The sequence below is a fragment of the Candidatus Thorarchaeota archaeon genome (assembly GCA_013388835.1).
Lineage (GTDB): Archaea > Asgardarchaeota > Thorarchaeia > Thorarchaeales > Thorarchaeaceae > JACAEL01.
Genome location: JACAEL010000045.1, coordinates 1 through 14,476 on the forward strand (window position 1 = coordinate 1; position 14,476 = coordinate 14,476).

Below are 14,476 nucleotides of genomic sequence, written 5' to 3' on the forward strand. Positions count from 1 at the left end.
AGGGTTGTCTTGCCAGAGCCAGAGTCGCCTCTGACGACCACATAGTCGCCCGGTCGGATATCAAGACTCACATTGATAACGGCGTTGATCTTTCTTGTGCCCACTGTATAGACTCTTGATACATCGACCAGACGGACCGCAAACTCAACTCTGTCAGCAGTTGTACCCTCAGCTTCCACAAGGTCTTCCTCGATGTCTAGAGTCTCGTCCCTTTCACTCAACTTCAACTACTCCGAGCAGTCACTCGACACTACTGCTGCCTTCGAGAACGGGACTCTTAATGGCTCCGATGGTAACATGAATGGACTAACGAGGCCAGTACTGTTATCGTTAGGGGAGATTGTCGCAGTCTTCGCGTGTGACAGCAGAAGGACTCTAGAGGCCCACAACAGGCAGGACTGAGAGAGCCCAGTCAGATAGCATCAGAGGACGCTCTCTTCCAAACACGCGAATCGTCCTCAAGACACCTGCCTCGACTAGGATGTTGGTGTAGTAGGATACTAGGCTCTTCTCGATGTTGAGGTTGCGACTCAGGGTGGCCTGAGTGACCATGGAAGTAGCGGAGCACTCACGCACGATAGCGTTCACAACAGGGTTCCTAGCCAGTGCAGTAAAACGCATCAGCTGTTCGTCCATGGAGTAGTCAACCGGGAATATGTGACGGGTGTTACCGATTCTTAGAGAGGTCACTGCCCCCTCAGTCTCAAGATTCTGAAGATGATATTGTAACGCACCCATCGCACAGTCCAGAGTGCGTTGCAGCTCTCTCAGATGAATCCCAGGGTTGCTCTCTATCTCCATCATGACACGGTCTCTCAGCTTTATGTTCCTCTCGCTGCGTTTCTCGGCCGCGATCGTTGTCATCGAGAAGAGGATGAGAAGTGAGGGGGTGACAACTTCGCCCGATGGATGGAAGACAAGTGCTAGTGTCCCGATCTCAAGTAATCCCGAGATGGTCATGTTAGTGAACACGGAGCCACTCGGGGTGGAAAAGGTCAAGTCCTGAACAGCCAGTACATCTGAGGGGCGATCCAGTTGTCCGGACATGTGGAGACTGAAGAGGCCAGACAGTGTGAGCACTAGAGCGAATAGGGCAACTGCTCTTCCGAGTCCACTCTGCTTCATCTGTGTTCCAATCTCTTGTGACGCCCGTAGTAAATTAAGCGATGCGTTCGAGCAACAATCGTACTAACCCGGGCCTGAACCCTTCGACGGGTAAGAGAGCGTTATCTTGAAAGTGCAAGACTTCGCACCTGTCGCCATGCATGTGTCTTCAATCACAACAAGCTTCTCAAACTCCATGCGGTTCCAGTCAGTCAGGTACTCCAAGACCGCTTCTATGAAACCCTTTAGGAAGTAGCATGAGGGTTCCTGACTCTGCATACCCGCCGCATATGGGTTCTCAACAATCTCGATTACCGCCTCTTCATCCAACCAGAGCTTGTACAGCTTGGCTATCCTGACGTCACCAAAGGGAACAATCAGAGTCCCGAGCGCCATCCTGATGAACTCGATGATGCCTTTGAAGTCTCCCGGAGGCTTCTGCTTGCCCAGTTTGAAGTACTCTCTCTGAGCTTCCAGTCCTGCAAGCCGTCCTGCACTGTAGTATAGGTCTCTGACACGGTCAGGAAACATGACCTCGATTCTGCTTCCAATCTTGGTCCATGTCTTCGCAAAGAAGGCACGCATCAGCTCACGTTCTCTGAGCTTGCCTTGCCACCACGGAATGACTTCGGGTTCCTTGGACATCGTTTCTCTCCCAGTCCTATTCGCAGGCGAAGAGAGTGTTAAGTGCTTTGCTATTACTTATGCAAGCCGGACATTCCAGATGCAACTCGAAGCTCCTGATGCACGGCAGATCTCTTCGTAGACCTTGGACTCGACACCCTTGAACTGCAAGATTGCCTCAAGAATCCCACTGAAGACCTCGCAGTATCCGAATCCTCTCATGCCCTCCAAATGGACCTCTTGGCACCAGATGCAGGACGCGTCGGAGATTCGTATCGACCCTCTTGCAGTCTCCATGTCAATCTCAGTAGGCCGCCGGTCGAAGAGTATCTTGAAGACGACCTCGATCAACTTGGAGACATCCTCACGGGTGGTCAGGGTCTCTTTTGTCTTGTCCACAATGTCGGTGTTCAGGTAGATTTGCCGGCCAATCTCCCGGCCGATATCTCTCAACCGGGCATTGGCCTCCTCCACATTTGAGGTCTCAGACAACACACGGTCGACGGTCTGCGAGTACATGCTTAGCAGTAGGGGGTTCTCTATCTTAGGCATCTCAATCCCTCAGGATGTCTTGCAGCCGACTAGATAGTCTTTCCGACCATCTTCATACCAATCTTCCTGTACACGGCGATTATCTGAACCACTCTCGGCTCAGGTATGCCCGCAAGTCCTGCAATCTCCGCGGTGGTCTTGTCACCCTTACACAGCTCGACCACAGGACGGTCTTCAGGTCTGACCTTGGTTATATCGCCCTCGAACAGGGGCAGTTTGACGAACCGCCCCATTGGAGCTTCGGCAGACTTCGTTCCTTCTGCTACCGCCACTTCAGGGACGGATACAATCTTCTTGAAAGCCGCCCACTTCAAGAGCTCGACGACCCGTTCAGTGGGCTGGAACATCGACTCCGCAATCTGCCCAACTGTTCTCACACCATCGACAAGCATAAGGACATCAAAGCCGAAGTTCCGATAGATCTTTTTCATCTCCTGATGAAGATCGGAGTCTAGTGACAGTCCACGAGAGTACTGCTCACCCTTCGTTGGCACAGTTGACGGAATGACATAGAAGTCATCAGGCGTCAGTTCTTTCTTCGGGGGAGGCACGACAACCTCCACCCTTTCTTCTTCGACCGCTGTGGGCGCAGCAGCCGAGGGGATTTCCACAGCAGTAGATGCAGCCTTGATAGCCACACTCTCTAACACCTGAAGATTGCTTTCGACGGACTCCTCGAAGTCAGCAGGGGGCGGAGGTAGCTCAATACCCTCTAGAAGGCGCAACACGTTCTTCGTCTTCGCAATCGCAAGACCAAGCTGGAGTTCCGGTACGTACAGAACGGTCAGAATCCAGTTGTCATCAACGGGAGCCAGTACCACAAGTCCCTTGTCTGTGTCGATGGTCATCAGTCGAAGGTCGGTCTTGTAGAGTTTGATGCTGTCTTTCACACGTGGAAACAGCTCATCGGGAAACGCGAAGCTGACAAACGGTCGACCGGCCTTAGTCATGAGCGAATATCCCAGTACTTGATCATCAAACCTGAGTTTTGAGAGTGCCCGTTCCAAGTCGCTGGTCATATTGTCCAACCTCGCTTCGCTATGCTCGACCCGGCTCACTGTCTACATCTATACAAACGACGCTTGAATCTGAAAAGGATTGTGGTGACATCGGAGAGTATGTTGCTCATTCAGGAGTGAGCACAATCAGAGGGCAATCAGGAACAATTATGAGCTGTTCGCCTACGTGACAGTAGGTCAAGTCAGACAGGAATGATAAGATATGAGAAACTCTGCGGGAGGGTTCCTCTCCACTATTGCAGGGGCAGTGCTGCTGAGCCGAACTGTGAGCAGTGGGCACTACTACCAGCCGCCATATGACCTGCTCTCACCACTGCTCCAAGGCTGCGAGTTGCTGGGCCGAACACCACAGGGCCTTCTCAACAGCACTACCACATTTGCATATTTGGTTGTATGGGCAGTCACTGGTGCACTCATGGGGCTCTTTTCAAGACCGGGCTGGAACACATGCAGAACGACACTCTGGATGGGGTTCTTTGCGGCCCTCTTCGCTACTGTATCAAGACTGCTCGTCGACCCGGCATTCTGGACTTCATCTGGACGAAACCTCGAACTCCTGCTCACATTCGTTACTTTCAGCATGATTACACAGATAGGGCTGATTGGAGCACTGCCGGTATCCACGCTGCTTAGCCGCCTGATGCTAGGGCACGATGCACCACTGCCGACCAAGATAGAGACTGTATGTACTTGCGGCGCAGTCTTCAGATCAATACCAATCCTCTGCTCGGAATGCGGAAGGACACTTCGCACAGGACATGAAGAGTGATGACGTCACCGGCGCCATGAAACACTCTGGGCATGAGCAGGGATGGAAGCCTCAGGACTCATCAAGCTCAGCCCAGGTCAGCTCGGCTCAGCCCAGGTCAGCTCGGCTCAGGGAACTAGTGCTAGATCAGTCTAGGAGTGTCCAACCTTGAGGCAGTTGCTGTAGACCCACAGTGCTCTTTTCAGCGCTCCCGTGTTATTGCACCTCCAAGAGCCCCACCAATTCCTGCAGCAATGACTGGGTACAGACATCCTTCCAAGACGAACTGCAGCAGTAACAGAGACTCACCACCGAAGATGGCAGCGAAGTCAAGGGTGTTGATGAAGAACACAAGCAGCCATGTCAGAAAGGCCCCGATGATGACCGAGAAGACCGCCGCAAACACAGCTGGAGGGACGTTGCGGGTCATGAGACCTGCAATCAGACCACCTGTGCCCCATGCCAAGAACATGAGCACCGTGCTGCTCTGCGCGCCCACTCCCAGTTGCGTGCCGAGAAGAGGAGGGTAGAGCACAGTGCCGACAACAGCCAGCCGAATCTCAAGGTCTGTACTGCTCAGGAAGTCAAGCACTGTGGCAGCGTCAATCAGCTGAGATGGCATCAGTGCACCAAACGTGAGTAGTAGAAAGCACATGACAAACGCAACAATCAAGCCAGTCAAAGTGCCAAGTATCTGACCCAACAGATGGCCTCCATGTTCGGTGATTCATCAGAAACTTCACCTCGAGAGCATTTATAGCTATGCAGTCAGACATAGGCAACTGGACCTCGGACCGACAACCGAGCTGAGAAGAGACATTACGAACCCGAGTTCAGTGATGTGTCGCATCCTGTAGCCTCTCTCGGCCAGTCAGGCACTACTGTATGCCCAGAAGACGTTTTCCTTGATGGGACATGCTGGGGGACGAACGCAGGTATGTCATCACCTCTTCTCGGGTGGGATGTCTCGCATCTGGTGATGACACATACTTGGCAGCTACTGCGTTGGCCAGCACCAGACGGTCTTCGACCTCGAGACTCATCAGCGTGCCGAGTATGTCACCAGCGTTCCACGAGTCGCCAGCACCACACACCACCCTGCTGACTTCACTGAAGGTGGGTACTGCCACCGAATGAGAGCCTTTCACTGAGGCAGAGAAGTGTGGTGTGTGAAGGTCAACTCTTATACCGGTCTCCGCGGATATTCGCTCAGCTGCACCAAGCCACAGTTCAGGCTCCCCAATTAGCCGACTCCAGTCCCTCGTGCTGTCTTCTAGAGCGACGAGGAACCATCTTGCCTCATTCTCATTCATGCTGACTATGTCCACAAGCCCCTCTCTAATCACATTATCGACGAGCGGCTTGACAATGCCGGGGTTGCCAGAGGGGTCGCCCATGTCCATGAATGTCAAGGCTCTGGACTCCTGATGAACCATCTCAAAGAGATTGGAGGCGAGGTCAGCGGCAGCCCGGTTGTGGTTTAGGCACAGGAGTGCTACAAGGCTCGAGTCACGTATGCATCTCAAGTCAGCATCACTCAGGTCCGAGTAAGAAAAGTCCGCTGCAGACCCGCTATCGCTCACCATGAGATTCACTCTTCGCCCATTGTATTCAGCCTCAATGGATACTGTGGCTGCCAGTCTGCCATCGCAATGTACGTGACTCAGGTCCATCGTGGGGTCTGTGAGCGCACGAAGTAGAGCGGCCCCTTGGGGGTCCGTCTTTGTGATCAACACGGGCGCAAGCCCGAGAGAGAGCAGCGCAGAGGCAGTGTTGGGCGAGTTCCCACCCCGACGAATGAGATGCCTCGTCCCCATGAGATTACCGCCACCCTGTTCAGCAACAACCCTCATCTCTCTGAATAGTGCCTCCAGACCCCCAGCAATAACAAAGTGGTCAACAAAGAAGTCAGGGAGTATGACGGGGGGTCTCATGGTCAGGGACCCATCAAGAGCATGGATGAGCCGGTCGAACTCCAGCTCAAACACCTTCTCGCAGATTTGAAGTGGACTGGTTCAACTAAATCTTCTTGAGAGCCGCGCTTATCATGCTCTTCAGCTTCGCCTCATCGATGCCAGTCTTCTTTGTCACCTTGGCGACGTCACAATAGGCCAGCTGGTCAATGCTGCGAATCCCGGCCTTCACAAGGAGCTTGGCATCGTCCGCACTCACCGCACTCAGCGAAGACAGGACAGTCACAGGGTCTGTCGAATCAACATGTGGAGTCTCGGCCTCAGTTGTGGCAAGGGACTCTGCCATCTTCTGAATATCCTCAAGGAATCTCTTGAGAGCCTCTACGTTCTCAGGATAGGAGCTGCGTCTGCGAATGTCTATCATGAGACCCATTCGCCTGCATTCCACAACAGTGAGACCCGCCTCACTTACCTCGCCTCTGCTGAATCCGCGACCGATTCGCGACTTTAGGTCCTTGGGCGACTTCACAGTAGGTTCGGCAATTGTTATGAAGCTCATATGCTGGTCACCTGACTCGGCTCCCACCCCTGAGGTTCACTTATTAGCCTTTCGAGATGGCCCTCAGACGGGGATGCGTGAAGCGGTTGCACCGGCATGTCAGAAGTCCTCCAGTGACGACTGCGACATGGCAGAACCGGTGAGCATCCTCCGCAGTTTGTCCTGCTGCTCAGGGGTGCTCACCTGCAGCAGCTGAAGCATCTGAAGGGCATTGACAGGCGCGTTGCCCGAGAAGTGATTGTTGAAGTAGCCATATATACAGTCAGTCTGCTCCTGCAACTCACGAAGTCTGGGAACCCACTCTCGCAGTTCTGCCTCAGAGTATCGGTATTGATACCAAGGCTTCGAACCACGTCCATGCCATCGAATGTAGGCAAAGTCGGTAGTCAGTCTCAGTGTGATTGGAAGCTTGGGCTCATCCACAATGACTGAACTGACATGGTATCTCTCGAGCAAGGAGAAGACAGGCTCCTTTAACCAGCTCTCATGACGAAACTCTATGGCGTATCGAAAACGCGAGTCGAGAGCGGACAAGAAGGTTTCCAAGTCAGACATCTCGTCAATGTCCCAAGGAGGGAGCTGGATTAGCAGTGCTGCAATCTTGTTCACAAGCGGAGAGAGGATCTCAAAGAACCTCTGTAGCGTCTGACCACCTTCGCCATCAGTGTTCAGCCGGCAGTCGTGGGTGACCTTCTTGGGCAGCTTTGCTGTAAAGAACTTCCGCTGATCTCTCAGCTCCGCAAGATGCGACACGAACTCAGGACGCGGCAGGGCATAGAAAGTCGAGTTGATCTCAGAAGTGTCAAAGTAGGTGAAGTACTGTTCAAGCATGTTTGCCTTAGACTCATAGAACACGCCGGTCCAGTCCGTTGCATAGGACCATCCACTTGTACCTATGAAGAGACCTGCCCGCACCTGTTCCATGTTGTGTTCTGCACGTTTTTGTCTTGCGGAAGAGGACTGTTGAAATGACGAGATTCATAAGAAACCTGAATGAGGTTCCAGGATGAAGCAACTATGAGGACAGAGAAGGTCAAGGCAGAGCTGAGCAATCTGGAGGTGCACATGGGCCCCTTCAGACAGAGTGCACTGAAAACGAAGGCAACCGCGGTCTATGAGGACCTTCTACTCACGGTCACTGGCGAGAAGCTGGTCGTCAAACTCCATGCACGCAACATGGGCAATGTCCATTTGGAGAAGAAGGCAGTCAGGATAGCAGCCATGAACTTTGAGATCACTGAGAGAGACGGCAATCCGAGCGTGGTCAGTGGGTCCGTCAGGCTCGAGTTCGAGAGTCAGGCAGATGCCGATGCATGGTACAAGGAACTGTGGCAGTAGAGGAGCGCTTTTAAACAAGGGCATATCCGAGCACGTCATCCTAGCCCTAGACAGAGATGAAGTCCATGTCTGAGAAGATAAGGTATGTAGAGTGTATGTTCACCGACCTGTTTGGTAGACTCAAGTCGATGGTGATTCCATGTCGACCAGTGGACAGTATTGATGAACTGAGGAAGGACCCGGCCTTGAAACAGGGCGCCAGCGTTGATGGCAGTTCGGTGACCGGGCTCGCCAATGTGGAAGCATCAGATCTCAGACTCGAACCGGACGTGTCCAGTCTGATAGAGCTGCCGTATACGAGTCAAAGAACCGCCGGAGTGATGTGTTCAATACGCAAGAAGGTCATTCCGGGTCAGGACTCGTTGTACCCACTTGACGCAAGAAGTGTGTTTCTCTCAGTCTATGAGAAGTGTCTTGGAACAAGACAGCTCAAGGTGAAGATAGAACCCGAGTTCCATTTCATCACGATGGAAGGCGAGCTGTTCGACTATGGAGAATACGCAGACACGTATCCCCAAAACCCCGGTGCTGACACATTGCTTAGAATCGCTTCCACTATCCAAGACGCCGGGATGGGTGTCAAGGTGGCACATCACGAACACGGACACTCCCAAGTGGAGATTGAGATTGACTTCGAGGATGCAAGGAAGGCTGCAGACAACATAGTCCTGTTCAAGAACATCGCACGGGCAATCGCTCGGGAAGACGGATTTGATGTGACCTTCATGCCGAAGCCCTTTGAGGGAGCGGCTGGCAACGGGCTTCATTGTCATCTTCAGTTGTGGGATGGTGACAAGAACCTCTTCGGTCACGGTGGGTCAGAACTCTCGGAAACGGCCATGATGTTCGTAGCTGGCCTGATTCAGCATGCCCCTGCAATCACTGCCTTTGCAAACCCGACTGTCAACTCATACAAGCGGCTGGTGCCCCATCACGAGGCGCCGGTCTATGTCTGTTGGGGACCAACCAATCGCACGGTGCTGATAAGAGTCCCACTCTTTGTCGATAGTCAGAAGGCCGCAGTCGAGTTGAGGTCTCCAGATCCTGCGTGCAACCCGTACTTGTTGTTCGCGGCAATCATTGCGGCAGGCATGGACGGCATCAGCCGAAAGATGAAGCCTCCTGAACCATGCACGAGGGACGTCTTTGCAATGAGCGACGAACAGAGGGAGAGCCTCGGCATCACAACGCTACCTTCGAATCTAGGGGCTGCACTGGACGCGCTGGAGCATGACAGCGTGCTTATCGAGGCGCTCGGACAGCAGCTAGTGAGGAAGTACGTCAGCCTGAAGCGAAGAGAGTGGAGTGACTACTGCAACCATGTAGTCACCGAGTGGGAGTGGGACACGTACTCTGGGACCTAGTGTCCAAGATAGCGTTCCAACCTGTCTAGGGCATCGTCAAGTACCTCTGGTGTCAAATGGCCAATGGAGATGCGGACATGCCCCTCTCCAGCGGCACCAAAGATGGACCCCGGCAGAAGAAGTAGATGTGCCTTCGCAAGGAGGTCAAGTGTGAGTCGTCTGGAGTCCTTGCAGTCTCGTATACGCGGGAACAGATAGAACGTCCCCTTGGTTCTGACACACTCCAAGCCATCAATCCTCGCCAGTCGCATATATGCATGCTCGCGCAGTCTCTCAAGTCGTTTGAGTTCCCGCTCAACAAAGTCGCTGCCCTGCCTCAGCACATCAAGTGCAAGTACCTGAGACACTGCCGGTGCACAGACTGCCATGGTGTCATGGACTTTCAGGTACTCCTGTATGAAGCGCTCACTTCCTACGACAAACCCTACCCTCCAGCCCGACATACCGAAGATCTTTGAGAAACTCCCAATCATGACCACATGCTCGCGTAGATCCCTCCTGGTGGCGGGACTGTAGTGACGGGCATCCTCAAAGACCATTCGCGAGTAGGTCTCATCTGAAATGAGTATGATGTCATGTTCAACACATATGTCTAGGATCTCATCGATTGCACGTTGGTCGTAGACGGCACCCGTAGGATTATTCGGAGTCACCAGAAGCACCGCCCTTGTGTTCGGTCGAATTGCCTTTGCAATCTCGTCGACCATTGGCTGAAACTCATGATTCAAGGGCACCTCAGCTACATGTCCTCTGCACAGCTGAACCGCCATGACCGAGTTGAAGTAGTATGGTGAGGGCATGACTACCTCGTCACCAACGCCAACAATGGTCAAGACTGCCCCGAGAAGAGCCTGGTTCGCCCCACCCGTTATGACGACTTCCTTTTCCGGGTCGACATCGATACTGTGAGTGCCGCGAAGATACAGTGACAGGTCCTCTCTGAGGTCAATGAGTCCGTGGTCAGCAGTGTACTGGTGAATATATGGAAGCTCAAACTGCTCCGCGGTCAACTTCAGGGATTCTGCAGGTGGCACATGCCCCGGAAGGCCCTGACCGAGGTTGATATAGTCAGAAAATGCCGAGTACCTCCGTGCCACCTCGCCAAGCTCTACGATTGGAGGAGGTCTTATGTGTTCGGTCTGATACTTCATATACATTCCCACCAAGCATGATACAGAACAGGATTTGCAAGCAGTATGGTTGGCATATCACGACGACCGCTCTTAACCAAGATGGTCTGCGACACTGGAGGACTCGGCCTAGTCAAGGGAAGCATACCATGCTCAGTTCCAAGACCAGTCACATGATGTGCAGCATATCTGACACTGGGTGATTTCCAGCACAACCATTAAAGGTGGAGCCGAGAAAGCGCATGGAAGGCCTGCACACCATGAGCGCACGACAAGAAGTTCGGCGAGCGGCAGTCTTCTCAGTTGCAGCAGCAGCAATGTTGACTGCAATCAAGCTCGTTGTGGGAATTGCCACTAACTCGATAGGAATTGTTTCTGAGGCCCTGCACAGCGGTCTCGACTTGCTGGCGGCAGCCATCACACTCGTTGCTGTGAAGAAGGCAGCTGTCATTGCTGATGGCGAACACCACTACGGACACGGCAAGATTGAGAACTTTGCAGCACTGGCCGAAACCATCATACTCTGGGTGACAGCGGGTTGGATAATATATGAGGCTACGCGGAGGATAGTTGAGGGGACTGTCATCGAAGCATCAGTCACGGGCATCGCAGTAATGATTACGAGCATCGTGATTGACTATGAGAGAAGCCGGATGCTCATGAAGACTGCAAGGACACACGGGAGCCAAGCACTCGAGGCCGACGCACTGCATTTCAGTACAGACATGCTCAGCTCTGTCGTGGTGCTTTGCGGACTGGGACTTGTGGCTGTCGGCTTTCCAATTGGGGACTCGCTGGGAGCACTTGGCGTCTCAGTGGTCATACTGCTCGTGTCATATCGACTAGCGCGCAGGTCGTATGACTATCTCACTGATCGAGCCCCCGATGGGGTCAGAGAAAAGATCAGGGAAGTCTGCGCAGACATTCCATCTGTGGTTGACTGCTCAAGAATAAGGACTCGGATGGCGGGCCCAAAGCTCTTTGTGGACATCATAGTGACCGTGGAGAGCAATACGGGATTGGAGAGGGCTCATGCAATTGCAGACATGGTCGAAGCCAGAGTGTCGGCACTTGCGGCCCATGAAGCAGACGTCATTGTTCATGTTGAACCTACCAACGCGACAGTTGCACATGGACGGGGTTCGAACCTATACGAGAGAGTTGAGTCGGTTGTCAGGAGACACCCAAGCAAAGTCAACATGCATAATGTGCGGATGAGGACCATGTCAGACGGGGTGTATCTTGTGGCAGACTTGGAAATGTCATCAGAGCTGACACTAGAGAGGGCTCACTCTGTGAGTGAAGTTCTGGAGGCCGCCTTGAAGCGCGAGATTCCGGAACTTAGGAGTGTAGTCTTCCATCTCGAGTCGGATGAGTACGTCACGTCAGCAGAGGTCGTAACTGCAAGTACCGAGAGGATAGTCGAATACGTCAGAGCTGTCGTAGATGAAGTCAAAGGAGCTGACAACTGCCGTGATGTCATCGTGACAAAGGACCGACACGGATTCGCAGTATGTCTGACCTGTGAGGTCGACGGCAACACATCTCTGGCAGACAGTCACGAGCTTGCAGAGGAGATAGAACGAAGGGTGAAGCAGGGGATTCCTGAAGTCCTAAGTGTCACTGTGCACTTGGAACCATCACAAAGCCGTCCAATACCATAGAGTGTCGGAAATCACTGCAAGCAAGATAGTTTTTTCTCCGGTAGGAACAAGTCCAGACTGTGTACAGTCTAGTAGGCACTAGGAGAGACATCGCGAAGGTCCTACTGATAGTCCCACTCACACTCGGGTCCACGCTATTGGCAATCGGAGGCGTCAGCATTGTCTCTCTATCGCACGCGACAAGAGTAGGAGTGCATACACTACTGGCCTACTGGGCATCAATACCTGCTGCAGCTGTCATTGTCACACTGTTTAGAAGATTCTCAAGAGCCCGGATGATACTTGCCTCTGCGTTTCTGCTCGTTGTGGTGAGCAATGTCGAAAGAGCACTGAGGCATATCGTTCCAGTCACTGAAGTGCCAGCCCAGATACATGATGGTATGCTTGTAGCCCAGCAGTTCGGACTGATGCTTGTCGTCCTCCTTCTAGTGGTTGCATCTGTGACTAGGGATGAACCGCAAGATTCCCTGTCACGCGGCTATAGTAGGGTGTTTGGACTGGCCACTACGCTGACCCCGCTCGTGGTCTATGTCTATGTGGATTGCTTCGTGGCTTCGGAACCGAGTCCCCTTGCGACTGCCATAGGCATTGTGGCATGCGCGGTTGCGGTCTCAGGACTCCTCGTGATGCCTCGTCTGGCTTACAGACTGAGAAGAGAATACCTGCCTCTAGACTGCGGCTACTTTGTCACCGCCTGCGTTCTACTGATTGGTTCAAGCCTGCTCCTCACAGAGTCTTTCATCACATCGTCATTGTTATGGATATACGCAGAGAACCTTCAGACAGCTGCCCTCCTGCTGTTCGGAGTTTCTCTAGGGGTTCCGTTGCTGAGGCGGACTGGCTATGGCCGTCGCGCCAGTTATGGAATGGTAGTCTTCCTTGCTCTCTCCGCATACCTTCCACTACTGGTCACCACAATCTTGGAGTCGGCCTCAAGGACTGAGCCCTTCGAGGCAGGGAATGTCCTCGCTTATGCAATAGTACATGTGGGAATGGCTTCACTGTCAGCCATAATGGCAGCACTTCTCACAGTCTATTCACGTGTCAGACCTTCGCGCACGCAGTACCCACTCAGTATGGTATTCATAGTCTGGACGGGAGTGGCATTCATTTCCATTGTGCCTGCCTTCACGGCTAGCCCGATTCCGCTCGGCACTTCGAACGCACCGTATCTGGTAGGTTCGATTGTCACACTCTTCTTTCTCTACCTTGTTCACAAGTGGTACTGGGAAAACAACAGTGCATCCTTGGTCATGAGTCCAAGGCGTTTTCTGGCATCGGCATCACTCGTCCTATTGGCAGTTGGCGTCGCTGAAGGTATGAACCAGATCATATGGGCGTACGGTCTGATTCAGCACGGGAATCTTATCGGAAACAGGATGCTTCTCGGTTTTAACTCCCTCGTCATGTTCGGTATCGCATATCTGGTCTTCATGCTCTCCTCTAGTAATGCAGACGCAGTTCCATTTGAGAGTTTCATCACAGGTTTTCTGGTAGTCTGGATAGTCCCCTATACACTCAAGAGCTACTATCTGCCTTTCACCCCCGGCTGGTGGGTCTCAGAACTTGTGATGTTTCTGGGTCTTCTGACTGGTCCTGCACTTGTCGGCTTTCTATACATGCGAGCGATGCAACAAGCTGAGGAGTCCCACAAGAGAGCAGCAATGTATGCAGACCTGCTGATGCACGACATCACCAACCACAATCAGATCACGTTGACCACTCTGGAGCTTCTGTCATCTGAGAGTATGAACAGTGATACCAGAGAGAGACTGCTGAGGGACGCACGCCATGCTGTTTCGATGGCCGACCAGCTCATAGGCAACGTGCGGTTGTTGAATGATACAGAGATTTGGCAGCGCTTGACTGAGACAAGGACGGACCTCGTTTCAGAGGTTGTCCACGCGCTAGACACAGTCATGCAGAATCTGAGCATTCCGGGGCTGGTCATCAACATAAGTACAGAAACCAGCCGTGCGTATGTGCTAGGAAACAACCTCCTCCGGGCAGCCATTCTCAACCTACTCTACACAGCAGTAGAACTTCCCAGAGAGACCGAGGAAATGTGGATTAGTGTAGTTCCCATTGTAGCGATGGGAAGGGACTGGTGGCAAGTGAAACTTGAGATTCCCAAGACAAGGATGAATACCGGTTTGATGACGTCACCGGACCCTGAAACTGTCACCCATGGCAGGAGCTCACTGGGATTCTTGGTGGCCAAGATAGTGGTGAACCAGCTCGGTGGCTATATGGAGAATGGGCTTGGAAGCCGAGATGACTTCGGAGTCGTGTCGTACATTGCGCTGAACCTGCCTATTTGTCACTAGCAGACGAGTCTCAACAAGCAGGAGCCAACAACAGTCCCTAAGCGAGCAACAGTGGAGTATGAACGGATTCGTTTCTCTTCCAGCAGGTCAGCGTCAAGTCAACATCAGTGGTGAGTATGCATGAGAGTGGTGCG

Annotated in this window: 15 protein-coding genes; 5 read left to right on the plus strand and 10 right to left on the minus strand. The window is 52.9% G+C overall.

Features of this window, described 5'->3' with window-relative positions:
- The 5 genes from HXY34_08380 to HXY34_08400 form a co-directional block, all read right to left on the minus strand.
- Nucleotides 1-221: hypothetical protein (locus tag HXY34_08380; GenBank protein ID NWF96146.1), on the minus strand; the 221-nt coding region annotated here is incomplete at its 3' end.
- Nucleotides 222-375: 154 nt separating this feature from the next.
- On the minus strand, nucleotides 376-1,125 hold the full coding sequence (locus HXY34_08385; protein NWF96147.1) for a hypothetical protein: 750 nt from the start codon (nucleotides 1,123-1,125) through the stop codon (nucleotides 376-378).
- A 63-nt stretch (nucleotides 1,126-1,188) separates the two neighbouring features.
- Nucleotides 1,189-1,749, minus strand: a complete 561-nt coding sequence (locus tag HXY34_08390; protein ID NWF96148.1) for a hypothetical protein — start codon at nucleotides 1,747-1,749, stop codon at nucleotides 1,189-1,191.
- Between the two features lie 57 nt (nucleotides 1,750-1,806).
- Entirely contained in the window at nucleotides 1,807-2,280 is a 474-nt protein-coding gene (locus HXY34_08395) for a hypothetical protein (protein ID NWF96149.1), read from the minus strand.
- 29 nt (nucleotides 2,281-2,309) lie between these two features.
- On the minus strand, nucleotides 2,310-3,299 hold the full coding sequence (locus HXY34_08400) for a hypothetical protein (protein ID NWF96150.1): 990 nt from the start codon (nucleotides 3,297-3,299) through the stop codon (nucleotides 2,310-2,312).
- Nucleotides 3,300-3,501: 202 nt separating this feature from the next.
- On the opposite strand from HXY34_08400, the gene HXY34_08405 reads away from it, so the two are divergent.
- Complete coding sequence (locus HXY34_08405) at nucleotides 3,502-4,068, plus strand: hypothetical protein (GenBank protein NWF96151.1); 567 nt, start codon at nucleotides 3,502-3,504, stop codon at nucleotides 4,066-4,068.
- Between the two features lie 181 nt (nucleotides 4,069-4,249).
- Here HXY34_08405 and HXY34_08410 read toward each other — a convergent pair whose 3' ends face one another.
- The 4 genes from HXY34_08410 to HXY34_08425 all read right to left on the minus strand — a co-directional run bounded on the left by HXY34_08410 (nucleotide 4,250) and on the right by HXY34_08425 (nucleotide 7,443).
- Nucleotides 4,250-4,750, minus strand: coding sequence for a hypothetical protein (locus HXY34_08410; protein NWF96152.1), 501 nt, complete (start codon nucleotides 4,748-4,750; stop codon nucleotides 4,250-4,252).
- Between the two features lie 175 nt (nucleotides 4,751-4,925).
- A complete protein-coding gene (locus tag HXY34_08415) occupies nucleotides 4,926-6,035 on the minus strand; it encodes a carbohydrate kinase family protein (GenBank protein NWF96153.1) in 1,110 nt (369 codons plus the stop codon).
- A gap of 31 nt (nucleotides 6,036-6,066) precedes the next feature.
- Nucleotides 6,067-6,519 carry a ribosomal protein L13e gene (locus HXY34_08420; GenBank protein NWF96154.1) on the minus strand — a complete coding sequence of 151 codons (453 nt, stop codon included), beginning with the start codon at nucleotides 6,517-6,519 and terminating at the stop codon, nucleotides 6,067-6,069.
- Nucleotides 6,520-6,618: 99 nt separating this feature from the next.
- Complete coding sequence (locus tag HXY34_08425; GenBank protein NWF96155.1) at nucleotides 6,619-7,443, minus strand: DUF72 domain-containing protein; 825 nt, start codon at nucleotides 7,441-7,443, stop codon at nucleotides 6,619-6,621.
- Nucleotides 7,444-7,512: 69 nt separating this feature from the next.
- On the opposite strand from HXY34_08425, the gene HXY34_08430 reads away from it, so the two are divergent.
- Nucleotides 7,513-7,857: a hypothetical protein gene (locus HXY34_08430; GenBank protein ID NWF96156.1), complete on the plus strand. Its 345-nt coding sequence runs from the start codon at nucleotides 7,513-7,515 to the stop codon at nucleotides 7,855-7,857.
- A 65-nt stretch (nucleotides 7,858-7,922) separates the two neighbouring features.
- On the plus strand, nucleotides 7,923-9,221 hold the full coding sequence (locus tag HXY34_08435) for a glutamine synthetase (protein ID NWF96157.1): 1,299 nt from the start codon (nucleotides 7,923-7,925) through the stop codon (nucleotides 9,219-9,221).
- Here HXY34_08435 and HXY34_08440 read toward each other — a convergent pair.
- Nucleotides 9,218-10,372, minus strand: coding sequence for a pyridoxal phosphate-dependent aminotransferase (locus HXY34_08440; protein ID NWF96158.1), 1,155 nt, complete (start codon nucleotides 10,370-10,372; stop codon nucleotides 9,218-9,220). The two genes, HXY34_08435 and HXY34_08440, sit on opposite strands and share 4 nt — an antisense overlap.
- Before the next feature lie 239 nt (nucleotides 10,373-10,611).
- Here HXY34_08440 and HXY34_08445 point away from each other — a divergent pair, with 239 nt between their 5' ends.
- Nucleotides 10,612-12,015 (plus strand): cation-efflux pump, encoded by a 1,404-nt coding sequence (locus HXY34_08445; protein ID NWF96159.1) that lies wholly within the window; start codon nucleotides 10,612-10,614, stop codon nucleotides 12,013-12,015.
- A 59-nt stretch (nucleotides 12,016-12,074) separates the two neighbouring features.
- Nucleotides 12,075-14,342: a hypothetical protein gene (locus HXY34_08450; GenBank protein ID NWF96160.1), complete on the plus strand. Its 2,268-nt coding sequence runs from the start codon at nucleotides 12,075-12,077 to the stop codon at nucleotides 14,340-14,342.
- Nucleotides 14,343-14,476: the final 134 nt, after the last annotated feature.

Coding starts and splice junctions, on each gene's coding strand:
- HXY34_08445 (NWF96159.1), top strand. CDS start 10,612: ATGAGCGCACGACAAGAAGTTCGGCGAGCGGCAGTCTTCTCAGTTGCA.
- HXY34_08430 (NWF96156.1), top strand. CDS start 7,513: ATGAGGTTCCAGGATGAAGCAACTATGAGGACAGAGAAGGTCAAGGCA.
- HXY34_08435 (NWF96157.1), top strand. CDS start 7,923: ATGTCTGAGAAGATAAGGTATGTAGAGTGTATGTTCACCGACCTGTTT.
- HXY34_08390 (NWF96148.1), bottom strand. CDS start 1,749: ATGTCCAAGGAACCCGAAGTCATTCCGTGGTGGCAAGGCAAGCTCAGA.
- HXY34_08440 (NWF96158.1), bottom strand. CDS start 10,372: ATGAAGTATCAGACCGAACACATAAGACCTCCTCCAATCGTAGAGCTT.
- HXY34_08400 (NWF96150.1), bottom strand. CDS start 3,299: ATGACCAGCGACTTGGAACGGGCACTCTCAAAACTCAGGTTTGATGAT.
- HXY34_08395 (NWF96149.1), bottom strand. CDS start 2,280: ATGCCTAAGATAGAGAACCCCCTACTGCTAAGCATGTACTCGCAGACC.
- HXY34_08420 (NWF96154.1), bottom strand. CDS start 6,519: ATGAGCTTCATAACAATTGCCGAACCTACTGTGAAGTCGCCCAAGGAC.
- HXY34_08425 (NWF96155.1), bottom strand. CDS start 7,443: ATGGAACAGGTGCGGGCAGGTCTCTTCATAGGTACAAGTGGATGGTCC.
- HXY34_08385 (NWF96147.1), bottom strand. CDS start 1,125: ATGAAGCAGAGTGGACTCGGAAGAGCAGTTGCCCTATTCGCTCTAGTG.
- HXY34_08405 (NWF96151.1), top strand. CDS start 3,502: ATGAGAAACTCTGCGGGAGGGTTCCTCTCCACTATTGCAGGGGCAGTG.